The organism is Pseudomyxococcus flavus (genome assembly GCF_050038885.1).
Taxonomy (GTDB): Bacteria; Myxococcota; Myxococcia; order Myxococcales; family Myxococcaceae; genus Myxococcus; species Myxococcus flavus.
Genome location: NZ_CP143624.1, coordinates 1,988,199 through 2,012,989 on the forward strand (window position 1 = coordinate 1,988,199; position 24,791 = coordinate 2,012,989).

25 protein-coding genes are annotated in these 24,791 nt (G+C 71.0%); 12 read left to right on the top strand and 13 right to left on the bottom strand.

Annotation, left to right across the window (positions count from 1 at the left end):
• Positions 1–33 precede the first annotated feature (33 nt).
• Both VZL07_RS08320 and VZL07_RS08325 read left to right on the top strand, forming a co-directional pair.
• Entirely contained in the window at positions 34–591 is a 558-nt protein-coding gene (locus tag VZL07_RS08320; RefSeq protein ID WP_426754816.1) for a helix-turn-helix domain-containing protein, read from the top strand.
• A gap of 40 nt (positions 592–631) precedes the next feature.
• The gene (locus VZL07_RS08325; RefSeq protein ID WP_426754817.1) at positions 632–1,246 is read left to right on the top strand and encodes a DUF4230 domain-containing protein; all 615 of its coding nucleotides are present in this window, start codon (positions 632–634) and stop codon (positions 1,244–1,246) included.
• A 7-nt stretch (positions 1,247–1,253) separates the two neighbouring features.
• On the opposite strand, the gene VZL07_RS08330 is transcribed toward VZL07_RS08325, so the two are convergent.
• The 4 genes from VZL07_RS08330 to VZL07_RS08345 form a co-directional block, all read right to left on the bottom strand.
• Positions 1,254–2,510, bottom strand: a complete 1,257-nt coding sequence (locus VZL07_RS08330) for a tetratricopeptide repeat protein (RefSeq protein WP_426754818.1) — start codon at positions 2,508–2,510, stop codon at positions 1,254–1,256.
• 136 nt (positions 2,511–2,646) lie between these two features.
• Complete coding sequence (locus tag VZL07_RS08335) at positions 2,647–2,889, bottom strand: DUF1059 domain-containing protein (protein ID WP_426754820.1); 243 nt, start codon at positions 2,887–2,889, stop codon at positions 2,647–2,649.
• Between the two features lie 101 nt (positions 2,890–2,990).
• Entirely contained in the window at positions 2,991–4,592 is a 1,602-nt protein-coding gene (locus tag VZL07_RS08340; RefSeq protein ID WP_426754821.1) for a hypothetical protein, read from the bottom strand.
• A gap of 461 nt (positions 4,593–5,053) precedes the next feature.
• Positions 5,054–7,213, bottom strand: a complete 2,160-nt coding sequence (locus VZL07_RS08345) for a response regulator (RefSeq protein ID WP_426757264.1) — start codon at positions 7,211–7,213, stop codon at positions 5,054–5,056.
• A gap of 13 nt (positions 7,214–7,226) precedes the next feature.
• On the opposite strand from VZL07_RS08345, the gene VZL07_RS08350 reads away from it, so the two are divergent.
• Positions 7,227–7,997 (top strand): DUF2270 domain-containing protein, encoded by a 771-nt coding sequence (locus tag VZL07_RS08350; RefSeq protein ID WP_426754822.1) that lies wholly within the window; start codon positions 7,227–7,229, stop codon positions 7,995–7,997.
• Positions 7,998–8,142: 145 nt separating this feature from the next.
• Positions 8,143–9,147, top strand: a complete 1,005-nt coding sequence (locus VZL07_RS08355; RefSeq protein WP_426754823.1) for an isocitrate dehydrogenase (NAD(+)) — start codon at positions 8,143–8,145, stop codon at positions 9,145–9,147.
• Between the two features lie 118 nt (positions 9,148–9,265).
• Here VZL07_RS08355 and VZL07_RS08360 read toward each other — a convergent pair whose 3' ends face one another.
• From VZL07_RS08360 to VZL07_RS08380, 5 genes are all read right to left on the bottom strand, one after another.
• Positions 9,266–9,832 (bottom strand): imm11 family protein, encoded by a 567-nt coding sequence (locus VZL07_RS08360; RefSeq protein WP_426754824.1) that lies wholly within the window; start codon positions 9,830–9,832, stop codon positions 9,266–9,268.
• A gap of 16 nt (positions 9,833–9,848) precedes the next feature.
• Entirely contained in the window at positions 9,849–11,192 is a 1,344-nt protein-coding gene (locus VZL07_RS08365) for an AHH domain-containing protein (RefSeq protein ID WP_426754825.1), read from the bottom strand.
• A gap of 219 nt (positions 11,193–11,411) precedes the next feature.
• Positions 11,412–11,801: a translation initiation factor gene (locus VZL07_RS08370; RefSeq protein ID WP_426754826.1), complete on the bottom strand. Its 390-nt coding sequence runs from the start codon at positions 11,799–11,801 to the stop codon at positions 11,412–11,414.
• Between the two features lie 18 nt (positions 11,802–11,819).
• Complete coding sequence (locus tag VZL07_RS08375; protein ID WP_426754827.1) at positions 11,820–13,250, bottom strand: thioredoxin domain-containing protein; 1,431 nt, start codon at positions 13,248–13,250, stop codon at positions 11,820–11,822.
• Positions 13,247–13,573: a cupin domain-containing protein gene (locus tag VZL07_RS08380; protein ID WP_426754828.1), complete on the bottom strand. Its 327-nt coding sequence runs from the start codon at positions 13,571–13,573 to the stop codon at positions 13,247–13,249. The genes VZL07_RS08375 and VZL07_RS08380 overlap by 4 nt, the downstream gene beginning before the upstream one ends.
• Before the next feature lie 38 nt (positions 13,574–13,611).
• Between VZL07_RS08380 and VZL07_RS08385 the strand changes: the two genes are divergently transcribed.
• From VZL07_RS08385 to VZL07_RS08405, 5 genes are all read left to right on the top strand, one after another.
• Positions 13,612–14,682, top strand: coding sequence for an aminomethyltransferase family protein (locus VZL07_RS08385; protein WP_426754829.1), 1,071 nt, complete (start codon positions 13,612–13,614; stop codon positions 14,680–14,682).
• 25 nt (positions 14,683–14,707) lie between these two features.
• A complete protein-coding gene (locus VZL07_RS08390) occupies positions 14,708–15,535 on the top strand; it encodes a hypothetical protein (protein ID WP_426754830.1) in 828 nt (275 codons plus the stop codon).
• Between the two features lie 112 nt (positions 15,536–15,647).
• Positions 15,648–17,144, top strand: a complete 1,497-nt coding sequence (locus VZL07_RS08395; protein ID WP_426754831.1) for a spermidine synthase — start codon at positions 15,648–15,650, stop codon at positions 17,142–17,144.
• The gene (locus tag VZL07_RS08400; RefSeq protein WP_426754832.1) at positions 17,141–17,599 is read left to right on the top strand and encodes a hypothetical protein; all 459 of its coding nucleotides are present in this window, start codon (positions 17,141–17,143) and stop codon (positions 17,597–17,599) included. The genes VZL07_RS08395 and VZL07_RS08400 overlap by 4 nt, the downstream gene beginning before the upstream one ends.
• Entirely contained in the window at positions 17,596–18,078 is a 483-nt protein-coding gene (locus tag VZL07_RS08405; protein WP_426754833.1) for a hypothetical protein, read from the top strand. Before VZL07_RS08400 ends, VZL07_RS08405 begins: the two co-directional genes overlap by 4 nt.
• On the opposite strand, the gene chrA is transcribed toward VZL07_RS08405, so the two are convergent.
• From chrA to VZL07_RS08425, 4 genes are all read right to left on the bottom strand, one after another.
• Positions 18,065–19,270 carry a chromate efflux transporter gene (gene chrA / locus VZL07_RS08410; RefSeq protein WP_426754834.1) on the bottom strand — a complete coding sequence of 402 codons (1,206 nt, stop codon included), beginning with the start codon at positions 19,268–19,270 and terminating at the stop codon, positions 18,065–18,067. The genes VZL07_RS08405 and chrA overlap by 14 nt on opposite strands.
• Positions 19,271–19,597: 327 nt before the next feature.
• Positions 19,598–20,257 carry a maleylacetoacetate isomerase gene (gene maiA / locus VZL07_RS08415; protein WP_426754835.1) on the bottom strand — a complete coding sequence of 220 codons (660 nt, stop codon included), beginning with the start codon at positions 20,255–20,257 and terminating at the stop codon, positions 19,598–19,600.
• A complete protein-coding gene (locus tag VZL07_RS08420; protein WP_426754836.1) occupies positions 20,254–21,234 on the bottom strand; it encodes a fumarylacetoacetate hydrolase family protein in 981 nt (326 codons plus the stop codon). The genes maiA and VZL07_RS08420 overlap by 4 nt, the downstream gene beginning before the upstream one ends.
• A gap of 291 nt (positions 21,235–21,525) precedes the next feature.
• Positions 21,526–21,891 (bottom strand): hypothetical protein, encoded by a 366-nt coding sequence (locus VZL07_RS08425; protein ID WP_426754837.1) that lies wholly within the window; start codon positions 21,889–21,891, stop codon positions 21,526–21,528.
• A 216-nt stretch (positions 21,892–22,107) separates the two neighbouring features.
• Between VZL07_RS08425 and VZL07_RS08430 the strand changes: the two genes are divergently transcribed.
• From VZL07_RS08430 to VZL07_RS08440, 3 genes are all read left to right on the top strand, one after another.
• Positions 22,108–22,485, top strand: coding sequence for an STAS/SEC14 domain-containing protein (locus VZL07_RS08430; protein WP_426754838.1), 378 nt, complete (start codon positions 22,108–22,110; stop codon positions 22,483–22,485).
• 114 nt (positions 22,486–22,599) lie between these two features.
• Positions 22,600–24,240, top strand: a complete 1,641-nt coding sequence (locus VZL07_RS08435) for a trypsin-like serine peptidase (protein WP_426754839.1) — start codon at positions 22,600–22,602, stop codon at positions 24,238–24,240.
• A 180-nt stretch (positions 24,241–24,420) separates the two neighbouring features.
• Entirely contained in the window at positions 24,421–24,768 is a 348-nt protein-coding gene (locus VZL07_RS08440) for a hypothetical protein (RefSeq protein WP_426754840.1), read from the top strand.
• Positions 24,769–24,791: the final 23 nt, after the last annotated feature.

Here is a 24,791-nt window from a genome sequence, read left to right on the forward strand (position 1 = left end):
GCAGAAGCCAAGGCCTTGGCAGATTGCCAATCCATGAACGACGATGACCTTCCCGGCAGGCTGGCCCGCAACATCCGCTCGCTGCGCGAGACGCGAGGCGCCACCCAGGCACAGCTGTCCCGCCTCGCGGGCGTCCCCCGCGCCACCTGGGCCCACCTGGAGTCCGGTGCCGCCAACCCGACGCTGTCCGTGCTGCACCGCGTAGCCGCCGCGCTCCAGGTGTCGTTGGAGGAGCTCATCGCGAAGCCCCGGGCGAGCGCCCGGCACTATCCCCGCGCCACCCTGCCCGTCCGGATGCGCGGTGGAGGCACGCTGCGCAAGCTGCTGCCGGACCCGCTGCCCGGCATGGAGTTCGACCGCGTGGAGCTGCCACCCCAGGTCCGCGTCACCGGCGTGCCGCACACGCCCGGCACCCGGGAGTACCTGGCGTGCGAGGCGGGAGAGCTGCTGCTCGTCGCCAGCGGGGAGCGCTTCCTCCTCCAGCCCGGCGACGTGGTGGTGTTCCGGGGGGACCAGAAGCACTCCTACGAGAATCCTGGAACCCGAACGGCCGTGGGTTACTCGGTCGTCCTGCTGGCGCCTTCCATCTGAGGACGCCAGGGCCGTCCGGCGGGAGAGGTACACTGGGGGCATGGCGCACCTCTCGCGAGTCCTCACCGTCATCCTGGGTGCCGTACTCGGCGCGGTCGGGGCATGGCTGCTGCTGAAGCCCGCGTCTCCGTCGCTGCCGGACACGCCTTCCGTGGTGCAGCAGATGCGGGACGTGGCGCGGCTGGAGACGCTCGACGTCGCCCTCTACAAGAAGGTGTCCTTCACGCCCGAGCCGCAGGCCACCGACGCGCTCTGGAAGGACGTGCTGAACTGGGCGCGCTACACGCTCCAGAATCCGCACGGCCGCGCCATCGTCTTCGCGAACGCGCACCTGGGCTTCGACTTCCAGCGCTTCGACCGCTCCCATCTCCAGGTGACGGGCACCCGCGTCTACGTGGTGCTCCCGCCGCTGGAGGTGAAGGTGGAGCTGCGTCCGGGAGAGACGGAGGTCATCGACTCCAACCTGGACAGCGAACAGACGGCGCAGCTGCTGGAGAAGGCCCGCGCCGCCTTCGAGCAGGAGGTCCGCGCGGACGGGCGCCTCCAGCGGCGCGCCCGGGAGTCGGCGGAGCGCTCGCTGCGGGCGCTGCTGCTCACGCTGGGCTATCGCGAGGTGGTGTTCGTGGACCGACTTCCCGCGGGCACCGCGGGCTGAGCGCGCCTCACCCCGCGGACAGGCCCTCTTCCGTCAGCCGGAAGGTGCCCGGGATGCCATCCGGCGAGGGCATCAGCCGCGCCAGCGACGCGCAGGCCTCGGTGTCCGACTCGCGGCACACCACCGCCAGCTCCCTCCGGCCCAGCGACACGCGCAGGGGGACGTCTCCCGCGAGCTGCGCCAGGGCCTTCCGCTGCGGCGCCAGCAGCAGCCGCGCGGCGTCATGGCCGTCCCCCTCCGCCACCGCCCACAGCCCCGAGAAGGCCTCCGCCAGGCGGACCTCGCCCTGGTCCACGAGCACGGGCCGGACTGGCGCCACGTTCGAGGACAGGTTGCGCCAGGCCGCCGCGTCCGCCGACTCCAGCGTGAGCCCGGCGGGCGCCAGCGCGGCCTCCGGCAGGTAGCGCACGAACTCGGCGTCCTCCAGAACGTAGAAGACGTCCAGCCCCGCGGGCCCCGGCCGGTGCAGGGCGCCCACGGCCTTCGCCGCGAAGCCCGCTGGGCGCAGCACCGGGCGCAACCGGGCCTCCAGCGCCTGGCCCTCCGCGCTCAAGCCCGAGGACAGTCCGCCCAGCCGCGCCGCCAGCGCGTCCGCGTAGGCCGCCAGGCCCTGCGTACCCGGGGACTCCTGGTATGCGGCGTACAGCGAGCCCACGTCCACGCGCCCGACGCCCCCCGTGGCGAGCTTCACCAGCAGGTCCTTGCCCTGCCGCCGGAACGCAATCCGGGCGCGCCCCAGCGCGGCGGTGAGCGCGGCGGTGAACTCCGGGCGCAGCACCTGCTCCCGCGGAACGGGAGGCGGCAACTCCACGGCCTCCAGCTCCTCCTTCAGCAGCCGCGCCTCGGCGTCGAAGGGGTCCCTGGCCAGCGCATCCGCGACGTAGGCGCGCGCCTTGTCCGTCTCGCCGCGCCGCAGGCCCAGGACGGCCAGCACCTTGAGCACCTCGGGGTCACCCGGGGACTGCGCGAGGACCTCGGTCAACAGCCGTTCGGCGTCGCCGTTGCGCTCCAGGCCCAGTAACGCCCGCGCCAGCCCCAGCCGCACTGGCACGTCGCGAGGGAAGTCGCGGCGCAGGGACTCCAGCAGGGGCAGCGCCTCGCGCTCGGCGCCCGCGTTGACCAGGGCATGTGCCAGGGCCAGCCGCAAGGAGGGGCCCGGGCTGCGCTGCGCCTCGGTGCGAAGCAGGGCCAGCTCCGCATCGCTCAACGTCTCACCCGCTTCCACCTTGCGGCGGACGCGCTCCAGGCTCAGGGGGGCACTCACCCGCGCCAATCTAGTGCCCCGGAGGAGCCAACCCAACCGCTCGCAGTGGGCACCTGGCTGAGCGCCATGGCTCGCTCCGCGGGAGCCCGGGCACGGCGACTCGCGGCCCGGCGGTCCTCCGAGGTCCGGCAGTCCGTCAGTGCCTGCTCGGCTGCTGTGGCTCCTGCATCGCCGGAGGCCGCCCCATGCCGGCCGCGGGCGTCTCGTCCTTGAGCATCCCGCGAATCATCTCCCGCAGCTCGGCGGAGTCCTCGTGGCCATGCGCGGAGACCGCGTGCGCGACGGCCGCCTGGAATACCTCGTCCTCCTCGCCGGCAATCGTCAGCGTGCAGTGGGTGTCGCTGGGCGCCTCCCGGCAGTCCATCATCTTGCGAGACATGGTGGTGTCCTCCTGCGTCACAGGTGGACACGCCCGACCACCGCCACAAGGGAGGGACAGGCAGCCAGGGCCCGCCTGCCGGGCCCGGACCGCCTTGGGACTCAACATGCGTTGAGCGTGGCCACGAAGAACGCGCTCAGCGCGCCGTATAGCCGCGCGGAGATGGCGTCGTACTGCTGCTGTGCCTCGGGCGTCTCGAAGTACTGGTCATTCCACGAGCCCATGCCGCCAAAGACGTCGGACAACAGGTAGGCGAGCAGCCCGCGCAGCTTCGCCTCGGACAATCCCAGAGGCAGGAACAGCGCCATCGAGCCCAGCTTGCGCTCGAAGACCTCCACGGGCCAGGCGTCGAAGCCCGCGGCCTTCGCGGCCTCTAGATAGGCCGGCATCCGCTCCGGCGAGAGGTCCCCATAGCGTGGCGCCTGGCCTTCGAGCGCGAAGAGCGCCAGCTTGAAGGCATCCGCGAAGCTCGAGCCCTGCTCGGTGGCGAAGCGGCTGGCTTCCCGAAGCGCCTCGATGAAGTCGCGCCGCGCATCGTCCCAGGCAGGCCCCGCGGGAACGGGGGCGGGCCCGCGCCCAAGCTCCTGGAACAGGAACATCTGGTACACGTCGGGATTGGATTGGAGGCGCAGCAGCTCCTTGCCTGGAATGCGTCCGGCGAGCTCCTCCGGCGAGAACACGGGCCGGATGCATCCACGCAAGGGCTCGGGGACCACCAGCTCCGCGCCATGCGCCCGGCAGGCCTGCTGCAATGCCATCATCAGGTTGCCGGTCAGCATCGACCGGAGCCCGTCCGGTGGCATCGCCCGGAGCCGGGCCTCGAAGTCCTCGGCCGAGACGGGCGACTCGCCCTCGGCCAGGAACTGGTTCTGGTCCCGAGCGATGCGCTCCCACGCGTCCCTGGCGAAGGGCTGGGCCGCCACCAGGTCCGCGAACTGCTGCGGCGTGGTGGTTTCCGTGATGAGGAGCTCCTCCTCCTCCGGGACGAACTCCGCCCGCCGGTCGGGAGGTAGCAGCATCTCGGCCATCAGTGCGTCCGGGTCGCTGGTGTAGAAGCACGGGCGGAGCGCCTCGGGGATGTTCACTTCCGCGCCCAGTCGGCGGACGGTGGACTGGAGCGCCTTCACCAGGTCGCTCCCGCGCAGGTCGTAGTGCACGAAACCGGCCGGGGAGCACAGATAGTCCGCCACCTCCGCGGCCGACACCGCGGGCCGGTCGTTGAGGACGTTGTTCTCGGAGATGGATTCCGCCCAGACCTCGAAGATGCGGTCCGCGTGCGACTGGGCGCGCGCGAAGTCCACGAGCTGCCGCGCGGTGAGGAGGTACGGGCGACTGTGGTGCGTCCGCAGGAGGAAGAGCGAGGACGTGCCTCCCGAGGACAGCTCCAGCACCACGCCGCCGGTGTTGGCGAACGCGGCGGCGATGTGCGCGGGAAGCGTCTCCGCGCTGGACGTGCCGAAGTCCACCACGCGCGCGGACAGCGGCCCGCCCTTCGTCAGCTGCTCGAGCCATTCGGCCAGCGGCAGCTCACGGCCATCCTGGAACTGGACACCCAGCGAGTACGCCTGGGGCACCGCGAGTCGCCGCAGCGACCAGCCCTCACCCAGCTCCGCTTCCAGTGCTTCGAGCCTCTCGGGCCACCGGGCGCTGTCGCCTTGCAGCAGCGAGGTCACCAGCACCACGCAAAGGTCATCCACCCGCACGCACTGCCTCCATGGGACTCAACGCGACGGAAAGCGCCGCGCCGGAGGTCAGACAAGCATGTCGGGAGCAGGATGAAAACGCTCCACGGCGCCGCCCCCGGCCTGCGCCGTTGCACGTCTCGAGGCCCTCGTCGGCCGCGGGCCGACCTGAAGGCTCCCGGCCGCAGGCTCACTCCAGGCGTCCCGAGAAGCGTGAGCTGCCGCCAGGAGACCGGCCGGCGGCGGACGGCCCGGAGCCTCAAGCTCAGGCGGGAAGCGCCGCGCACGGTGGGGCCAGGACGCCGGCCGGCGGCGGACGGCCCAGAGCCAGGAACTCGGGCGAGGAGCGCCGCGCACGGTGGGACCAGGACGCCGGCCGGCAGTGGACGGCCCGGAGCCTGGAGCTCAGGCGGGAGGCGCCGCGCACGGTGGGGCCAGGACGCCGGCCGGCTACGGCGACCGGACGGCCCGGAACCTCAAGCTCAGGCAGGAGGCGCCGCGCCCGGCGCGGGGGGCCCGTTCTCCGAAGCACCGGTGTCGGCCTGCGCCAGGAAGTCATCCAGCGCACCCACGTCGATGGGCTTGCGGAACACCGCGTCCACCAGCGCGAGGTTGGCGCGGTTCTGTCCGCGCACGTCCATGCCAGTAACGATGGCCAGCAGCGCCTGGGGGGACTTCTTGCGCAGCTCGCGCGCCAGCTCCCAGCCGCTCATCTCCGGCATCACCGCGTCCAGCAACGCGGCATCGTAGCGGCGCCGGTCCCACATCCCCATCGCCACCGCCGGGCTGTGGGCCACCTGCACCTCGTAGCCTTCCTCGCCCAGCACCTCGGCCATCATCCGGGCGTTGTCCAGGTCGTCGTCCACCACCAGCACGCGGCGCGTCTGCTGGAAGCGCCGAGGCCCCGCGGGGCGCATCACCTCGGCGCGCGAGGGCTCCGCGCGCGCGCCCGTGGCCGCGGCCCCATCGTGCACACGGGGCAGCCGCACCACGAAGGCCGCGCCCTTCCCCGACAGCGGCACCTCCGCCGTCAGCTCGCCGCCCCAGCGCTCCACCTGCGCCCGGGCGACGGCCAGGAACAGGGACAGCTGCGGCGCGCCGGCGTCCCTGCGCAGCGGGTCGAAGAGGCGCGCCAGCTCCTCGGGTGCGTAGGGAGCGCCCTCGTCCTCGATGCGCAGCGTCAGCCACGACAGGCCATCCGCGCGGGTGGCGACATGCAGTCGGCCACCAGACTCCATCCGGTCTCTCGCGACGAGCAGCAGGTTCACCACCAGCTCGCGGAAGAAGCCCGCGTCCGCGCGCACGTTGCCTGGCCCGCCCAGGTCCAGGTCCACGGAGACGGGCTGCTCGCGCTGCTCCAGCTCGCCGCGCGCCAGCTCCAGGGCCTCGCGCACCGTCTGGTCCACCGGCACGTCCGTGGGCTGCTCCTGGGTGCGCTGGATGTTGAACTCCTGCAGCCGCGCCACCAGCTCGCCAATCTGCTGCACCGTCTTGTCGAGCGCCTCCAGGTGCTCCGGCTTGAACTCACGTTGCAGCAGGGTGATTCGCAGCCGCAGCACGTTGAGGAAGTTGTTGAGCGCGTGTGCCGCGCCGCTGGCGAGCTGCCCCAGCGCCTGCTGGCGGGTGCGCTGGAGCAGCCGTCCCTGCAACCGGCGCAGCTCTCCGTGCGCGCTCTGGAGCGCCTTCGTCTTGTTCACCGCCTCCGTGCGGTCGGTGAAGGTCTGGATGGCGCCGGCCAGCTCGCCCTCTTCCTCCCACACGGGCGTGGCGCTCAGCTCCAGCGTGGCGGTGTCGCCGCCGGGGCGCTCCACCACCATCATCACCCCGCGCACCGGCCCCTTCTCCTTGAGGGCCCGCAGGAAGGGCATGTCCGCGAGCCTGAAGGGCTCGCCCGTGAGGTGGCGCGCGTTCACCTGCGTCAGCACGGGGTTGATGGTGCTCGCCGCGCGGGCGCCCACCACCGCGCGCATGGGCACGCCCATGAGGCGGCTGACCGGCGGCGTGGCGAAGGAGACGGTGCCGTCCACCTCGGCCAGCATGATGCCCACGTCCACCTGGTTGAGCACCGACTCCATCACCGCCGCCTCGCGGAAGCGGACCTCCTCCGTCTTCAGGATGCGCGCGTAGGACGCCTGGGCCGCCGCGTCCGCCTCCCACACCAGTTCCGCCATGAGCTCCGCGACCTCGGGCTCGATGAAGCCCCCGTTGCGGCGGGCGTAGACGTGCAGCATCACCTCTTCCAGGGACTTGAACTCGCGCGACAGGTCCTCGGGGTCGAAGTTCTGGCTGTAGCGGTAGGCCCCGTGCGGGCGGACCACCTCCGGCCACAGCCGGACCGCGTCGTCGGGCCGATCCCTGAGCAGGCGGGCCAGCTCGTCGAGCATCCGGCGCAGCGGGGCACGCAGGTCCCTTCCGGGGACCTCCACGTCATACGTCTCCGCGCGCAGGCGCTTGGCCCACAGGCGCGCCACGCGCTCGCGCTCCTCCTGGAGGAGCCTGGACAGGGCCTGGATGGGATTGACGTCGGGCACGTTCAAGTCAGCAAGCTGTTCATGCCTGCCCGCCATGGCCACCCGGGCGCCCGCCCGCCTGCCCGCTGCGGTGGCACCACCTGCGTTGCAATCGCCCACTGCCCAGCCCACCTTCCGGGGGAGGATGGCCGTGCGCGAACGCGACAAGAACGACGTGCTGGAGTCGCCCTGGCTCTCCCAGCAGGCCATGGCGCAGCTGTTCCGGGGGGAGCTCAGCCGCTCCGACACCTGGCGCACGCGCCTGGACACCACCACCAACTGGGCGCTCACGACGACGGCGGCGGTCATCTCCTTCGGCTTCGCCTCGGCGGAGAGCTCGCACGTCACCTTCCTGGTGGGCATCTGGATGGTGGTGTCGTTCCTCCTCATCGAGGCGCGGCGCTACCGCTACTACGACTTGTGGAACCGCCGGGTGCGCCTGCTGGAGGATGGATGGTGGGCCCCCATGCTCCGGCGCGAGCCGGTGGACCCGGACGCCCTGCGCGAGCTGGCCCTGGAGCTGGAGCGGCCGCAAATCCAGCTGTCCCTCTTCTCCGCCATCTCCACGCGGCTCAACCGCGCCTACGGGCCCATTCTGATGGTCCTGATGATGACGTGGTTCGTGAAGGTCTACAGCCACCCGAAGCCGCCCGTGGACCTCGACGAGTTCCTGCTCCGGGCCCGCGTGGCCTGGATTCCCGGCGAGCTGGTGACGGCCATCCTGCTGATGCTCACGCTGACGGCGTCCTACCTGTTCATCTCGTCCTTCTTCATCCGGGCGCCCCTGGGCGAGCTGAGGACCCGTCCCCGGGGCCGCCGGGCCGCCCTGTGGGAGTCCTTCTACCGGCCCTACGCCATCCACACCCGCCGCCGGCCCACCCGGCGCCCCCGCCCGTCCTCCACGACCGAGCACTGAGGTCCCTGGTGGACGCCTACCCACCCGGGAGGCGGCTGGGGCGACCCCAGGGGTGTGCCTTCCTCATGGCCGCCATGCCTCCGGCTGAATGCCGGGCGTTTTCGTTCTTTCGACGCCAGAGAAATTGTGCTGTGAATCCGCACCCATGGCGAACACCCGCACTGTCACGATCATCAATGGCGATGGCATTGGCCCCGAAGTCATGGCGGCCACCGTGCGCGTCCTCGAGGCGCTCAAGGTCCCCCTCGAGTTCGAGTACAAGGATGCAGGCACCGAGGTGGTGGCCAAGTACGGCACCAACCTGCCGCACGAGACGGTGGAGGCGGTGCTGCGCAGCGGTATCGCGCTCAAGGGCCCCACGGGCACGGTGGTGGGCGGCGGGCTGCCGTCGGCCAACGTGGGCCTGCGCAAGCGGCTGGACCTGTACTCGTCGCTGCGGCCCGTGAAGAGCGTGCCGAACGTGAAGACGCGCTACGAGGGCGTGGACCTCGTGGTGGTGCGTGAGAACACGGAGAGCCTCTACGCCGGCCTGGAGCACATCATCGTCCCGGGCGTGGTGGAGTCGCTGAAGATCATCACCGAGAAGGCCTCCACGCGGATCGCCCGCTTTGCCTTCGAGTACGCCCGGAAGAATGGCCGCAAGAAGGTCACGGCCGTTCACAAGGCGAACATCATGAAGCTCTCGGACGGCCTGTTCCTGGACTGCTGCCGCAAGGTGGGCCGTGAGTTCCCGGAAATCACCTACGAGGAAGTCATCATCGACAACCTCTGCATGCAGCTGGTGAAGGACCCGACCCGCTTCGACGTGCTGGTGTCGGAGAACTTCTACGGCGACGTGCTCAGCGACCTGTGCGCGGGCTTGGTGGGCGGCCTGGGCGTGGTGCCGGGCGCGAACATCGGCGAGCGCACCGCCGTCTTCGAGGCCGTGCACGGCACCGCCCCGGACATCGCGGGCAAGGGCATCGCGAACCCCACCGCGCTGATGATGTCCGCGGTGATGATGCTGGACTACCTGGAGATGGGTGAGGCGGCGCGCCGCATGGAGAACGCCATCTGGAAGGTGTACAGCTCGGGCGAGGTCCGCACCGGCGACCTCGGTGGCAAGGCCACCACCCGCGAGTTCACCGACGCCATCATCGGCGCGCTGTAGTCCTCGCGGCGCAAGACGCCGTCACACGAAGCCCGGGCGCCTTCACGGTGGCCCGGGCTTCTTCGTGTCCGGGCTGTCCGCCACCGAGTCTCGTCCGCGCTTCGGGGAACCGCGGGGGTTATACCGGCGTGAACTTCACGCCGGTGGCATGGATGCGTTCCAGGGCCTGCTTGATGTCCTCGGAGACGACGAGGGCCATGGTCCACCCTTCCGTGCGGAACACCTTGGCTTCGCCCGCCTTGCTGGGGTCGATGCGCAAGTCATCGACCGCGTAGTACTGACCGACCTTCTCGGGCAGCCCGTCTTCCGGCTTCCAGAACTGCACCTTGGAAGCCTTCTCATCGATGCAGCGGATGAGCTTCGTGGCCACCAGGAGGAGGTACTGGTCCGGATGGCCTTTGATGCCCACCGGAATCGTCTGCACATCGTCCCGGGCCAGTTCCACGAAGAGGGTGGCGACCTTGACGTGGACAATGGGTGCAAGCCCCACCCCTGCCAGGGAAAAATCCAGCGCCCTGCCCGGCTCGTCGATGGGAACTTTCAAAGGGCCTTCGACCTGAACGGGCCGCCCTGCCCTGAACATCCACGGATCGTCGACTTCCTGGCCGCGCGAGTCCTCAGGGTCTCCCAAGTACCAGTTACCGGCCTGGACGTCCTCGGCAATCCTGAAGAAACGACTCGGCATGATGTGGTTCTAACCGTTACTGCCCGCGCGTCACGAGCAAGTTGAGCTCCGTTCCTGCCGTGGCGACCTCCCTGGCCAATTGTTGAAGGGCTCTGGTCAGGGCCGCACGGCACTCCTCTACCTTGCGACAGTTCTCGGTGGCAGCGTTCAGGCGCTCGTAAACCCGCTCGTGGTACTTCTGCGGATGGGGCCCGCTGTGGCGCGCGACGGGCACGATGTTCTCAGGGTCCTTCAGCTCCATCCCAGCCTTCTTGAAGATCCTCCTGAACCGCGGCGTCCAGGGGCCACCGCGCACGGTGGAGACACTGTTCTTGTTGGTGGCGAGGTGATGGTTCTCTGAGCGCCCGCTCCGCATGTCCCGGGCCGCCATGGCGACCGCGTTGGGAGCCAGCACGACGGTGAAGCCATCAGCTGCCATCGCCACCGACCGCACCCTTCCAGTGGCCGTATAAGGAAAGCCTGCCTGTGTCTCCACCGCGAGCGCCGCCTGCGCCGAGCCCGGTAGCCGTGAAGTCTTCGCAGCCAGGCCCGCCGTATTGCCAATGGCCGCGGTAGCCAGCATGACGAAGACGCGCGCAGCGTTCTCTCCAAGGACTTCGCCGTATGCCGCGCCCGCGTCGCTCAGTTGCTCGAAGGAGGTCGCCCGGTCCACCTCGCGCACGAGCACCATCCACCCGTCCAGGATGCGCCACACCGTGTCCGCGCCCAGGTAGGCGATGGCGGTGGCTGTCAGCAGCGCCGCCACTCCCTTGCTCACCGGCTCGGGCAGTGCCCACAGGAGCAGGTACATGCTGACGGAGGCACTTACCGTCGCCAGCAGCACCTGCGGGTCCGCCATGTCCTCCAGCGCCTCGGCCGTCTCTTCCCAGACCGAGTCCATGGCGATGGCCATGGCCAGCGAGTACTTACCGTCACTGGCCAGCAACGGGCCTTCGGCCAGCAGGCGCAGGCAGTCGCCGGGCTGCGACTTGCGCTCGCACCAGCGGCCATAGGCGCGCGTCAGCTCATCATCCGCATAGGACGCCAGAAGACGAGGGCCATCCGGATTCGATTCTTCCTCCTGAGGAATGAGCCGGGGGGCGCGAGGCTGGTACAGGTACACCCCGCCTCTGTCTGGGACTCCGAAGAGCTGACGGGCCTCTCGCAATGGATTGGCGAAGGGCCGGATGTCTCGGGCGAGCACCACCACGGCCTCCTCGAATTCGTCCTCGTCCAGTTCGACGGGCCCGGCGCCGGTCTCCGTGAATGGCATGTGGACCACGGGAGGCCCATCCCCCATGTCCAGACGTACAACCCGGGTGGTCGAACAGCCCGTGACAGCAAGCGCCAACGCCAGCCAGATGACCGCATGCGCTCTCATCCCTGTCCTCCGGTTCCGGGCGTGTCCCCCCGTTCCAAACCGGAGTATCAGAAATCCCTGACACCCTCCGAGGCGCCCAGTACCGGCCTCAGGTAGGAGTGAGAATCACGCGTTCGTTCGCCCTGCTTCAACTTCGGGCCACGACAAGGCAATGGGGGCACCGGGCGCCCCTTCTTGGCAGAGGACACCAAGCCTCCCCCACCGAGAGCGCCGAGCCCGTCAGCCGACCGTGACCTTGCGCACGCCCCGCGCCTCCAGCAGCGCGGGCAGGCGCTCACGCTGGTCGCCCTGGAGCACCAGCGTGTCACCCTCCACCGCACCACCGCAGCCGAGCGAGTTCTTCAGCGCCTTGAGCCACACCTCGCGCTGGGGCGCGGGCAGCTCCAGGTGCTCCACGACCGTGACTTCCTTGCCGCCCCGGCCCTTGCGCTCCATGCGGACCACGGCGCGCGCGGGCCCCTTGGGCTCGGCCTTCACCGGCGCCGGAGCCTCGGGCGCGGCGGGCGCCTGAGGCAGGGCATCACGCTGCGCCGCGAGCCCGGCGAACGGGTTGTTGAACGGAGCCGCCGGCGCAGAGGGCGGCTCCTGCTTCTTGTCACGCTTGCCCATGGCGCGAGTGCGGCGTCCTCAGTGGTTGTGGCCCGCGTGGTCGTCGTGGGCATGGCCATGGCCACCGGCCGGGCGGGGCCGCGGCGGAGGCAGCACGTCGAAGGCGGGAGCGCTCGGGTTCCCATCCGCCATCACCAGCGCGTAGAGGAACGGCGCGGAGGGCACCGCCTCGCGGCCGTTGACCAGCACCAGCGGCGTGCCCTGGATGTTGTGGCGCATGGCGTAGCGCGAGTCCTCCTGGAGCTTCGCCGCCGTGGCCGGGCTGCTCATGCACACCTCGAGCTGCGAGCGCGGCACCGAGCCGGACGACGCAATCTCCACCGCCCGCTCCGTGTCCAGCACGGCCTGGGCGGCGAAGAGCTTCTCCCGCAGCTCCCAGTAATCCGGCGCGCCCTCCAGGCAGATCTGCGCGCGGGCCGCCACGCAGCGCACGCTGGGCGCATCCGGACCACGGCGGGGAATCGCCGGGTTGCACGCGCCGTCCAGCGGGAACTGGCGGGCCTCCAGCGACATCTTCCCTTCAGGGACGCGCTTCTTCAGCACGGCCAGCTCCTCCACCAGCGCCTTGCAGTGGGGGCACTTGCTGTCCGTCCACTCGACAATCTTCACCGGTGCATCCACCGGCCCGTAGCGGTGACGCGCGGGCGCCACGGCTGGCTGCGGCGTCTCGCTGCGGTACGCGGCCAGCGCGTCCGAGAGGAACTGCTGATGCTGCGGTGGCAGGGAGCGCAGGAACTCCTCCAGCGACGCGGGCGCCGCGGGCGCCTCGGTCTGCTGCCGCGGCGTCACGCCGGGCGTCGGCGTGCTGGCCACCTGCGGAGGCGCGGGCGGCAGCAGCGCGGCCCCCGAGGCCTCCGACGCCTTGGGCGTGGCGCGGCCGGGGAGCAGCGTCGCGATGAAGACCGCGGCCGTGACGCCCACCGTCCACTTCAGCGTGGCCCCCCACTCGCCCGCGCCGGGCAGCAGCGGCCCGGGCAGTCCCTTGATGGCCACACCGGCGAACACCAGCACCAGCGCATACGTCGCGAGGCACGTGGGGCACATCGCGCCCGACTGCGCGCTGGCCACGCCGAAGACGACCACGGACGCGATGCCCGCGGCGGCCACCAGCCGCAGACCATTGGCGGCCGGGCGCACGTCGCGGCCGGAGCGCGCCCAGGCCAGGTACAGGGCGGACAGCCCCACCGCCGCGAGCCCCCAGACGAGCCCCAGGCCCGCCACCGGCAGGCCCAGCAGGTCATGCACGCGGCTGGCGAAGGCGGAGTTCCACACCGTCTCGCAGTTCACCGTCTCGGAGACACCACACACGGTGGCGCCGCCGCCGCGCAGGGTCAGCAGTTGCATCCACTGGAAGATGGACAGGGCACTCTCCGCGAGGCCCAGGACCAGCAGCGCCACCGCGCCGCGAGTCGCCACGGGAGTGGACGAAGAAGAAGACTTCGAGCTCATGCATGCTCCGGGGGCGGGGTCATCAGAACGAGGAGGCGGGCGGCATCCGGGCCGTCATTGGTGACGCCGTGCTCGGCGCCCGCGGGGGCGAAAATGGCGGCGCCGGGGCCGTGGGATTCCTCTTCGGCGCCCACGCGGAAGCGGCAGCGGCCGTCGAGGACGACGTACACCTTGTCCGACGTGGCGTGGCGGTGGGGCTTCTGGGTCTGCCCCGGCTGGAGGCAGTACACGTCCAGGAAGAACCGCCCGGACTGGAACACGTTGTGCTTCAGGAGCTTCTCCGGTGAGAAGTCCTGGAAGGACGACAGGTGCTTCACATCCATCGTGGCATTCGCTCCTTCGCCTCTATATAGCGACGGACATGGAACCGCTGTCTCTGCATTTTCTTCATGAGAAGGCGGGCGCCCGCTTCGGCGACGTGGGCGGCCGGGAAACCGTGGCCGGGTATGGAGACACGGAGGGAGAGTACCGGGCCGCGAAGGCGTCCGTGGCCCTCCATGACGCCTCCTACCGCGAAACCCTCCGAATCACGGGAGAGGACCGGGTCTCCTTCCTACACGGGATGGTCACCCAGGAGGTGAACAACCTGCCCGTGGGCACCGCGGCCTACGCCGCCATGCTTACCGCCAAGGGGGCCATGGTGGCGGATGCCCGCATCCTCAAGCGGGAGTCGGACCTCCTGCTGGACCTGGAGCCCGGGACCGGCGCCAAGGTGCGGGAGTTCCTGGACAAATACCTCATTTCCGAAGACGCCGAGCTGCACGAGGCCACGGGAGAGCTGGCCCTGCTCCGGCTGCTCGGGCCCCGGACGGAAGCCGTCCTGTCCGCCGCCCTGGGCAGCCCCCATGCGCCGCTGTCGCACCACGCCACCCGGACGGCCACGCTGGCGGGCCAAGAGGTATGGCTGCTCGGCAGCGCCGCCACGGAAGCTCACGGGGTGGACGTGTGGGTGCCGCGCGCAGGGCTGGAAGCCGTCTGGCAGGCCCTGGCCACCGCTGGCGCCGCCCACGGCTTGACGCCGCTGGGCTACGAGGCCCTGGAGCTGCTGCGCGTGGAGGCCGGCGTGCCCCGGTACGGCCAGGACATGGTGGACACCACCATCCCGCTGGAAGCCAACCTGGCGAACGCCATCTCCTACAACAAGGGCTGCTACATCGGGCAGGAGGTCATCGCCCGAGCCACCTTCCGCGGCCACATGAACCGCAAGCTGACGGGCCTGCTGCTGGGCGACGCGGACGTGGCCCCCGGCACCGAGCTGCGGCGAGGGGAGAAGAAGGTGGGCTGGCTGACCAGCGTGGTGCGGTCACCGGTGGCGGGCCAGCGGGTGGCCCTGGGCTATGTGCACCGGGACTCGCTGGAGCCGGGCACCGAGCTGACCCTGGCCGGGGGCCCCGCCACGGCGAAGGTGGCGGCCCTCCCCTTCTCCGCCTGAAGCAGTCCCAGCATACTGGTGAGCCATGCCCACTGGCTCACCGAGCACCCTGCCTCGTCCCGCGCTGCTGCTCGCGGCGCTGTCCCTCCTCCTAACGACGGGCTGCTTCGACGTCCAGCAGGACCTCTGGATTGAGCCGGGCGGCTCGGCGCGGCTGGTGGTCGACATGGGCCTGCCCAAGTCAGTCACGGCCCTGGCGCGGCTGGGCGGCGCGACGGACGCCAAGGCGCAGCTGCTCGCGAGCGCGCGCGAAGCCGAGCAGGCGCTGCGCGAGGACCCGGAGGTCACCCAGGTGATGCTCCGGGACTACGAACAGGAGGGACAGGTCCATCTCGTCTATGACGTGACGGTGAAGGACGTCACCCGCCTCCCGGACCTCTACCGCCGCGCCGCCGAGAAGCATGCAGCGGGCCAGCAAGCGCCGAAGGACGCGTGGGACTTCCGCATCGAGCGCCAGGGCGGGAACTACGTCTACACCCAGCGCTTCCACCCGGAGAAGGCCCTTGTCACGCCTCCGGTCGGCACGGGCGACGAAGCCACGGACCAGGCGGCCCGGGAGCTCGCGAAGGGCATGGCGAAGGCGATGCTCGTCAACAACCGCCTCACCCTCCGTATCCACGGCCCCGGCATCGGCGAGACGAACGGCACGGTGAACGAGCAGAAGAACACCGTGGAGTGGAAGCTCAACCTGGCGGAGCTGATGGACGCGCCCGCCGAGGGCCGCGAGTTCCGCGCCGTCGTCCACGACGGCGAGCCGCTCTGGCTGTGGCCGGTGGTGCTGGGCGTGCCCCTCGCGGTGCTGCTGCTGGCCGTCACCGCCGCTCGGAAGCGGCGCGCGGCCGTCGTCAGATAACGCCCTCCCCCTGACGCGCCTGTCGCGGCAGGACGGCCACACCTGTCGCCTCACCACAGTCATTCCAAGAGCTTCGCGCTGGAACGGACCTTGCTGAAGCGAGCGTCCGGGCATGAAACGCGCGGCCTCGCTGACATGGCTGTCCTTCCTCACCGGCACGACCGTCATGGCGTCGGAGATGGCGGCATCCCGACTGGTGGCGCCCTACTTCGGCAGCAGCACACCCGTCTGGGCCGCGCTCATCTCCCTGGTGCTGGGGGGCATGGCCCTGGGGGCGCACCTGGGAGGCCGCGCGGCGGACCGGACCGAAAGCCTGAGGCCCCTGCTGAGCGCGCTCTGCCTCTGCGCGCTCACCCTGGCCCTGCTGCCCTTCCTCGCGCGGGCGCTGCTGCCCGGCGCCACGGCCGCGTTGATGGGAGGACGCCTGGCGGAGGCGCTCGGGCGCGTGGCCCTGCTCGTCCTGGTGGCGCTGCCGCCCCTGCTGGTGCTGGGCGCCGTGGGGCCCTACGTGCTGCGCGTGGGACTGGCGGGCGTGGCGTCGGCGGGCGCGCACGCGGGTCGGCTGTCGTCGGCCTCTACCCTGGGCAGCATCGCGGGGACGCTGCTGGCGGCCTTCGTCGTGCTACCCCTGCTGGGCACCGCGCGCACCATGGCGCTCTTCGCGGCGGTGCTGGGGCTCACGGCTTCGTGGCGCCTGGGGTGGCGTTGGCGGCTTCCCACGGTGGGCGTGCCCGTGGCGGCCCTCGCCCTGGGCGTCCACGCCCTCCCCCGCAGCCCCGAGGCCGTGGAGGTGGCCGAGTCTCCCTACGCCTTCATCCAGGTGCTGAAGGACGCTCGCGGCACCCGCGCGCTCGTGTTCGATGAAGGCTACGCGGTGCAGAGCATCCACAGGCCCGGCCTGCCCGTGCGCGGAGAGGTCTTCGGCCACTACCTGCTGGCCCCCGCCATGGCCCAGACAGCGCCCCAGGCGCCGCGCGTCCTGGTCCTGGGGCTGGGCGCGGGCACGAGCGCCCGGGGCCTGCGGGAGACGTACCCGGGCGCGGAGGTGGTGGGCGTGGAGCTGGACGCGGAGGTGGTGCGGCTGGGCCGTGAGCACTTCGACCTGCCCGCCGAGGTGGAAGTCCACATCGGCGACGCCCGCGCCTTCCTGACGAGCGACGCACGCCAGTACGACGTCATCCTCGTCGACGCGTTCCGCTTCCCCTACGTCCCCTTCCACCTGACGACGCGCGAGTTCGCCGCCGCGGTGGCCTCGCGCCTGAAGCCCGGGGGCGTGGCCTGCTTCAACGTGGGGCGCTACCAGCAGGAGCGCGCGGTGGTGGAGGCCCTGGGCGCCACGCTGGCCACCGTCTTCCCGGAGGTCCAGGCCGCCGACGCGCTCAACCACAGCAACACGCTGCTCTTCGCCGGAGCCCCGGGGCTCGGGGAGCGATTGGCGGCGCGCACACCGTCACTTCCCGCGTCCCTGCGCCCGCTGGCGGAGCGCGTGGCCGGAGAGCTGAAGCCGGTGCCCGCGGGCGAGCCCCTGACGGACGACAAGGCCCCGGTGGAGCTGCTCACGGACGCCATCCTCCTGCGGGCCTTCTCGAGTGGGAAGGGGCTCCCATGAGGCGCCTGCCCGCCATGCCGGAGTTCCTCGCGCCGCTGCCGCTGTGCGCGGTGGCGCTGATGGCGGTGAACGACCGCTGGCTCAAGCCCACCTTCCACAACGCCCTCACCGGCAAGCTGTCCGACGTCGCCATCTGCTTCTTCCTGCCGCTCTACGTGTCCGCGCTGCTGGCGCTGGTGACACGCTGGCCCAGGGCGCGCAGGGTGGCCGTGGGCGCGGGCTTCACCGTGTGCCTCTTCACCGCGCTCAAGGTGTCCCAGCCCGCCGCGGACCTCTTCTGCGCGCTGCTGCGCCCCCTGGGCGCGCCGCTCGGCCTCTCGCGCTTCCAGGCCTGGGCCGACCCCACCGACCTCGTCACGCTGCCGCTCGTCTGGGCCGCGGTGCACTACAGCCGCGCCACCTCCCGCCAGCAGCCATCCACCCCCGCCTCAACCCCCACTGGAGTCACCGCGTGAAAGCCCTGCTGATGAACCTCGCGACCGCGGCCGTGCTCGTCATGACCGCCCTGCTGCTCGTCGCGGACTCGGCCAAGGAATGCTCCCACTCGGCCCAGGACGTCACCTTCGACGTGGGCCACAACACCTGCGGGCTGCCGGGCATCCTCCGGGTGAGCACGGCCGAGGCCCAGTGCGTCCTCGACGTGGAGGTGGACGAGCGGACGGGCCTCCCAGCGGCTGGAGACGTCTACGGAGGCGCCGTGGACCTCCGGCAAGGCAACAACTGGTACCTGGCGGATACGAACGTCTTCATCACCCTGAGCGCGGACGGGGGCACCCTGCCCACGGACGCGGGCAGCGGAAGGAGCGTCGAGGTCAACCGCACCTGCGAGGTGCTGCCCGAGGGCGAGGTCCTCCGGCTGAGGTGCACCGCGCGCAAGGCGGACCTCGCCAACGAGCAGGTGCATGCCTGCGAGGCCATCCTCACGCCCCGCTGAGGCCCCCGGCGGCCAGCACGCCCACGACGCCGCCGCCCAGCACCAGCCACGCGGAGTTGACGCGATAGCGGATGAGCAGCACGGCGGCCACCGCCGCCAGCGCCACCGGCAGCGGGCTCACCAGCACGGCCCGCCCCAGCTGCCAGGTCACCACCGCCATCAGCGCGAGCGACGCCACGTTGACGCCGTCCAGGAACGCGCCGGCCATCCACGAGCGGCGCAGCCGAGGCACCAGGGGGCCGCTCAGCGCCACGAAGACGAACGCGGGCAGGAAGATGCCCGCCGTGGCCACCACCGCGCCCGAGGCCCCGCCCACCACGTAGCCGATGAAGGTGGCCGTGGTGAACACCGGCCCCGGCGTCACCTGTCCCACCGCCACCGCGTCCAGCAGCTGCGCCTCGGTGAGCCAGCCGTTGCGCTCCACCAGCCCCGAGCGGAGGAAGGCCAGCAGCACGTAGCCGCTGCCGTACAGCACCGAGCCCACCTTGAGGAAGAAGAGGAAAAGACCGTGCAAGGTGAAGGGCACGGCGGAGGCGGCCGCCCCCATGGGCAGCAGCGGCCAGAGCGGCGCGACGCCCGCGAGAGGCGCCTCCGGCCTGCGTCGCCCCACCGCGCGCCATGCGAGCACGAGGAGGCCCGACAGCAGCAGCAGGAGCAGCTCGTTCACGCCCAGGAAGGCCGCGATGACGGCCGCCAGTCCCACGCCGGCGGCCAGCGGTGTGCGCACCACCGTCCGCAGCAGTCCCCAGAGCGCCTGGGCCACCACGGCGATGATGACGGCCTTCACGCCGTGCAGCACCGCGTCCACCTTCGGCAGCGTGCCGAAGCGCGTGTATGCCCAGGCGATGGCGGCGACCATGAAGAAGGCGGGCAGGATGAAGCACGCACCCGCCACCAGCAGGCCAGGCCAGCCCGCGCGCCGGTGACCGATGTGGATGGCGAGCTCGGTGGAGTTGGGCCCCGGAATCAGGTTCGTGGCGCCGAGCAGGTCCACGAACTCCTCGCGGGACAACCAGCGGCGGCGGCGCACCACCTCGTCCTCCATCATCGCGATGTGCGCCGCCGGCCCTCCGAAGGCGACCGTCCCCAGCCGGAGGAACAGCACCGCCAGCTCACGCAGCGCGGCGGCGCGGTCCCCCGGCGATGCGGAAGGCGCGGAGAGCTCGCTTCGCGGAGGCGGGGCAGGGTTCATGGGCGTCAGCGGCCCCCTACTGCGCTGGCGCGGTTCACCGGCGAGGTCAGCGCCGAAAGGTCGCCGCGCGGAAGCGGGGCTGCTCGCCTGGGCACCGCGCCTCCCCAAGCGCGCCGGCACGGCACGCCCGAACTGGCATGGAGGACGACAGGTCGCCGCACGGAAGCCAGGGAGCGTGAATGCGCGTTGAGCGTCCCGCGGCGCGCGGGCGTGGCCCACCAGAGCCAGGCCGCCACCACCTGGTCACCGGGCAGCGCCCATGCGCGCCGACCGGCGCACGGTCCAGACGGCGGCCGCGCCCGGACAGGCACGTCCGCCCCAGGAGGCTCAGGCGGGAACCGCATCCGGCTGTCGGTCGGGGTGGGCTGCCTGGAAGGCCGGCAACGCCTGGCACTCGGACTCGATGCGCAGCAGCGTGGGGTACGGCGCCAGGTCCACGCCGAAGCGGCGCGCCCCGTAGAGCTGCGGCACCAGGCACACGTCCGCGAGCGACACCGTGTCCCCCACGCAGAAGCGCCCGGCGGTGAGCTGCACCGCCGCCTCGAGCGCCTCCAGGCCCCGCGCGTTCCAGTAGGCCGACCACGCCTTGTCGTCCGCGTGCAGCTCCTGCTTCACACGCTGCATCACGGACAGGTTCTGCAGGGGCTGGATGCCGGAGTTCACCATCTCCGCCAGCATCCGTGACCGGGCGCGCAGGTACGCGTCCGCGGGCAGCAGCGCGGGCGCCGGGAAGCGCTCCTCCAGGTACTCCAGCACTGGCAGCGACTGGGAGAGGCGGCGCGCCGTGCCGTCCGCCTCCGTCCACTCCAGCGTGGGCAGCGTGCGCATGGGATTGACCGCCCGGTACGCGGCGCCGTTCTGCTCCCCGCCATCCTTCACCAGGTGCACCGGGACGTAGTCGAACTTCAGCCCCTTCAGGTGCAGGCCGATGCGCACCCGCCACGACGCCGAGGAGCGCCAGTAGCTGTAGAGCCGAAGGCCCGTCATGGCCCCTTCACCACCTTCTGGGAGATGCGGCCGAACACGCTGCGGCCCTCGGCATCCAGCATCTCGATGTCGATGGTGTCGCCCGGCTTCATGAACGGCGTCTTGGGCGCGCCCTGCTCAATCGTCTCAATCATGCGGCGCTCGGCCAGGCAGGAGATGCCCCGCTCGCGGTCCGCGTTGGACACCGTGCCGCTGCCCAGGATGGTGCCCGCCGTGAAGCTGCGCGTCTTGCTGATGTGCTGGATGAGGTCGAAGAAGGAGAAGTGCATCTCCGGGCCCGCATCCGTGTCGCCCACCTGCTGCCCGTTGAGCACCGAGCGCAGCCGCAGGTGGATGCGCCCGTCGTGCCACGCCGCGCCCAGCTCGTCCGGCGTCACGGCGAAGGGGCTGAAGGCCGTGGCCGGCTTGCTCTGGAAGAAGCCGAAGCCCTTGGCGAGCTCGTTGGGGATGAGGTTGCGCAACGACACGTCGTTGGCCAGCATCAGCAGCTTGACGTGACGCGCCGCATCCGCCGCCTTCGTGCCCTGCGGCGTGTCGCCGAGGATGGCGCAGACCTCGCCCTCAAAGTCCAGGCCCCAGGCCTCGTCGGCCAGCGGGATGTCCGCGGTGGGCGCCAGGAAGTCACCGGAGCCGCCCTGGTACACCAGCGGGTCCGTCTTCAACGTCTCCGGAGGCTCGGCGCCGCGCGCCTTGCGCACCAGGATGACGTGGTTGAGGTACGCGCTGCCGTCCACCCACTCGTACGCGCGCGGCAGCGGCGCCAGCAGCGCGCTGATATCCAGCGGCCGGCTCTGCACCGTGCCCGCTTCCAGTTGGGCGTCCAGCGCGCGCAGTTGAGGCTCCTTCGCCTCCCAGTCGTCCAGCGCGGCTTGCAGCGTGAGCGCCACGTTGGTGGCCAGCGCATAGGCTGAGTTGTCCCGCTTGACGACGATGAGGCGGCCGTCACGCGTTCCGTCCTTGAGCGTCGCGAGCTTCAATGCCGGGCTCCCTGGCGGCCTCTGAGGAAAACGGCCGGGCCGCCTCGTGTGTCAGGGCTTTTCCGCCGGGGCTCCAGGGGTGTCAAGCAAGACGGACACGCGACACCGGAGAAATGCGAACGGCCGACACGTCACGCACATGCCCTCACGCGCCGACGCGCACCGACGCCACAACGAGGGGTGCCCGCTGCGAGAAGTGGCGCTTCAAGCACGCCGCCGCGGCGCCGGCTCGCCCGCAAAAGGAAACGCACGGGCGGAACCGGCCGCCCGTGCGCTCCCTGCTTCCTTCACTCACGACCGGAGCGGATTCACGGCCTCCGGGCAATGCCAGTACGTGTACTCGCAGATCTCCCGCTCGGCGTCGCAGGGCACCTGGATGATGGAGATGGCCTCGCAGGGGTGGCGGGGCGTCTTGCTGTCGCCTCCGCCCCTCGTGCGGCCTTCGTCGGGGACCTCCTGCGCCGAGGATGGCGGCGCCACCACGGCATGGTTGCCTGGAACGGCCGCGCTCCGGGCGGGGCCTCGGCCCTTGCGAGAAGTCCCGCGCGAGTCCGGGCGCGACTCCTGCGTTGGAACCACCGGCGGCGCCGACTCCACCGGCAGCAGCCCCGGAGCGGCGCCCAGCACCGCACCCAGGACGTACGACATCGTGTTCATGAATCCCCCTCGCCGGCTGCCACCGCCAGCGCACCCCTTCGGCGCGCCGGTACCGGAGCAGCGGCAGGGACGTCAGTACCAGGTGGGTCTGACATTCCCGGCCCTTCGGGACAGGGCCGAAGACAGGTGCCGTCGGCGGTGCATCCTGCCCCCCGCTCTAGACGTGTCACCCATGGCGGCTAGGATGGCGCGCCCCGCCCGGAGCCTGTCACCGTCATGCCATTCCAGATCACCGTTCACTCGCAGGACCGCATCCTCGAGGTCGTCTATCCCCCGCAGGTCACCACCGCGGACCTGACCGAGTACCTGGCCGACGTGAAGAAGGCCATCACCGACCTCGCCGGTGAATGGTCCGCCCTGGTGGATCAGTCCCAGCTGCGGGTGATGCCCAGTGACGTGGTGACGGCCATGGCCAGCCTCAACGCCTACGCCCAGCTCCACGGCATGAAGCGCTCGGCCCGGGTCGTCAGTGACGCGCCCTCCGGCCTCCAGGCCTGGCGCATGACGAAGCGGGCCATGCTGAGCATCCCCACCCGCACCTTCGAGACCCGGGCGGACGCCCTCCAGTGGCTGCGAAACCCCGACGCGGATTGAGGCGCGCCAGGTCTGTCCGCCAGCAGACAGCAGGAACGCCTTTTTTCACCTATATTGCGGCGGCCCGCCCCTGAAGGGGGTGGGCCTCACATCTCCCGTAGGAGTGGTCGTCTCATGCGTATCCCCCGGACCGGCGCCCGCAGGAAGCTGCTCGGCGCGCTGTTGTGCACCCTCTCCGCCACGGCCTGCGGGCCGGAAATGGCGTCCGACTCCGCTGGAGGCGGCGGCACCACGGAGCAGCCGGTCGTCTATGGCAACGACGACCGCATGGACGTGTACGAGCACCCCGACGCCATCCTGCGGCAGTACGCCATGCAGGCCAGCGCGGTCATGATCGACCGGTACGATATTGACGACACGGACCCCAACAACGTTGCCCTCGCCAGCCTCCCCCTAGGCGAGGCGATCGGCCTCTGCCCGGGCCAGCGTTTCTTCGATGACCCGTCGCCCGGCTGGTGCTCGGGCACGCTCATCGACGACGACCTGCTGTTGACCGCCGGCCACTGCGTGACCGGTGCCGCCGACTGCAGGGACTACAAGTGGGTCTTCAACTTCTACCGGCCCAACGCAAACGCCGTGCAGACCCTCACCACGCAGGACGTCTTCAGCTGCAAGGAGATTGTCGCGCACCACTATGGCACATCAAACGGCCGGAACCTGGACTACGCCATCATCCGCCTGGACCGTCCGGCGGCGCCGCGCTTCGCTCCCGCCCCCATCCGGGCGGGAAACAGCGCCATCCCCACCGGCACCAACGTGGCCGTCATCGGCTCGGGCAGTGGTATTCCGCTCAAGATTGACTCGGGCGGCAGCGTCCGCAACAGCCGCGCCAGTACGCTGGACTACTTCGTCGCCACCACCGACACCTTCGGCGGCAACTCCGGCTCCGCCGTCTATGACATGACGGACCGCACCATCGCCGGCATCCTGGTGCGTGGCGATGACGACTACGTCTACCAGAACAACTGCTACGTCGTGAACGAGTGCTCGGAGACCGGGTGCACCGGCGAGGCCATCACCTACGTCCGTCCGGCCATCGAGGCGTTCTGCGCCACCCACACCAGCGTCCGGCTGTGCAACTCCACGCCGCCGCCGCAGACGAACTTCACCTTCACCGCCAGCGGCACCTACAACGCCACGGTGAACACCACCCGGCACGTGGTGGAGCTCGAGGCCGGTCAGAGCCTCACCGTGGGCACCTGCGGCGTGACGGGCGCCACCGCCACCGGTGACACCTGGCTGCGCGTCAACGGCCCCAGCGGCATCGAGGTCGGCTCCAACGACGACGGGTGCGCGGAGGGCCGCGGCTCCAACCTCGCCCTCACCGCCGTGGCCGCCGGCGCCTACGAAATCATCGCGGGCTGCTATGGCACCACCAGCTGCAGCGGCACCGTGGCGTGGACCATCGGCACCAGCGCCCCGCCGGCCACCTCGGGCACGTTCAACTACAGCGCGGTCAACACCAGCAGCGCGCGGCAGAACACCACCAACGAGGACGTCACCCTGACCGCCGGCCAGCGCATCTCCTTCGGCACCTGCAACGTGGCGGGCGCCTCCGGCACCGGTGACTCGTTCATCCGCCTGTACAACGCCGCGGGCGCGCAGGTGGCGTCCAACGACGACGGCAACGGCTGCGGCTCGCTGTCGCACGCCACCTACACGGTGCCGGCGGGCGCGGGTGGCACGTACCAGATTCGCGCGGGCTGCTACGGCAACACCAGCTGCAGCGGCACGGTGGGCTGGACCATCCAGTAATCACGTTCCCCTCAGGACGTGAGCACGGCGGGGCGCGCCACTCCTTCTCGGAGGGGCCGCCCCGCTGTCGCGTCTGGCGCCCATCACCGGGTTGAAAGTCCTTCACTCGAAACGTTAATTTTCCACCATCTTGCGGCGGTCTCCGGAGTGCATGCGGTGCTGAGGATTCGGCCCGAGCAGATGGCGTCCCTCGACACCTCGGCGCGCGGCGTCTACGTGTCCAGCGTCACGCGCTTCCTGCGCGCGCAGCTGCCCGGCGAGTGCGCGGGCCTGGGCGAGCCCGAGCTGCGCGCGCGGGCCGAGCGCGGAATCACGGCGGCGAGCGCCCATGGCATCACCGCGCGCTGGGACGTGGCCCGCTTCATCGCCTGCCAGCTCTGCCTGGGCGAGCACTTCGACACAGACCCCGCGCATCCCTGGCCCCGGGCCGTGCTCGCACGGCCGGACCTGCCCCCTTCCCGGAAGATGGACTGGATTGAGCGCCACTACCTGCGGCCGTTCCGCAGGCGTGCCCCCGCCGCGCCCTGAGGCCGCGGGCAAGCTCCGACACG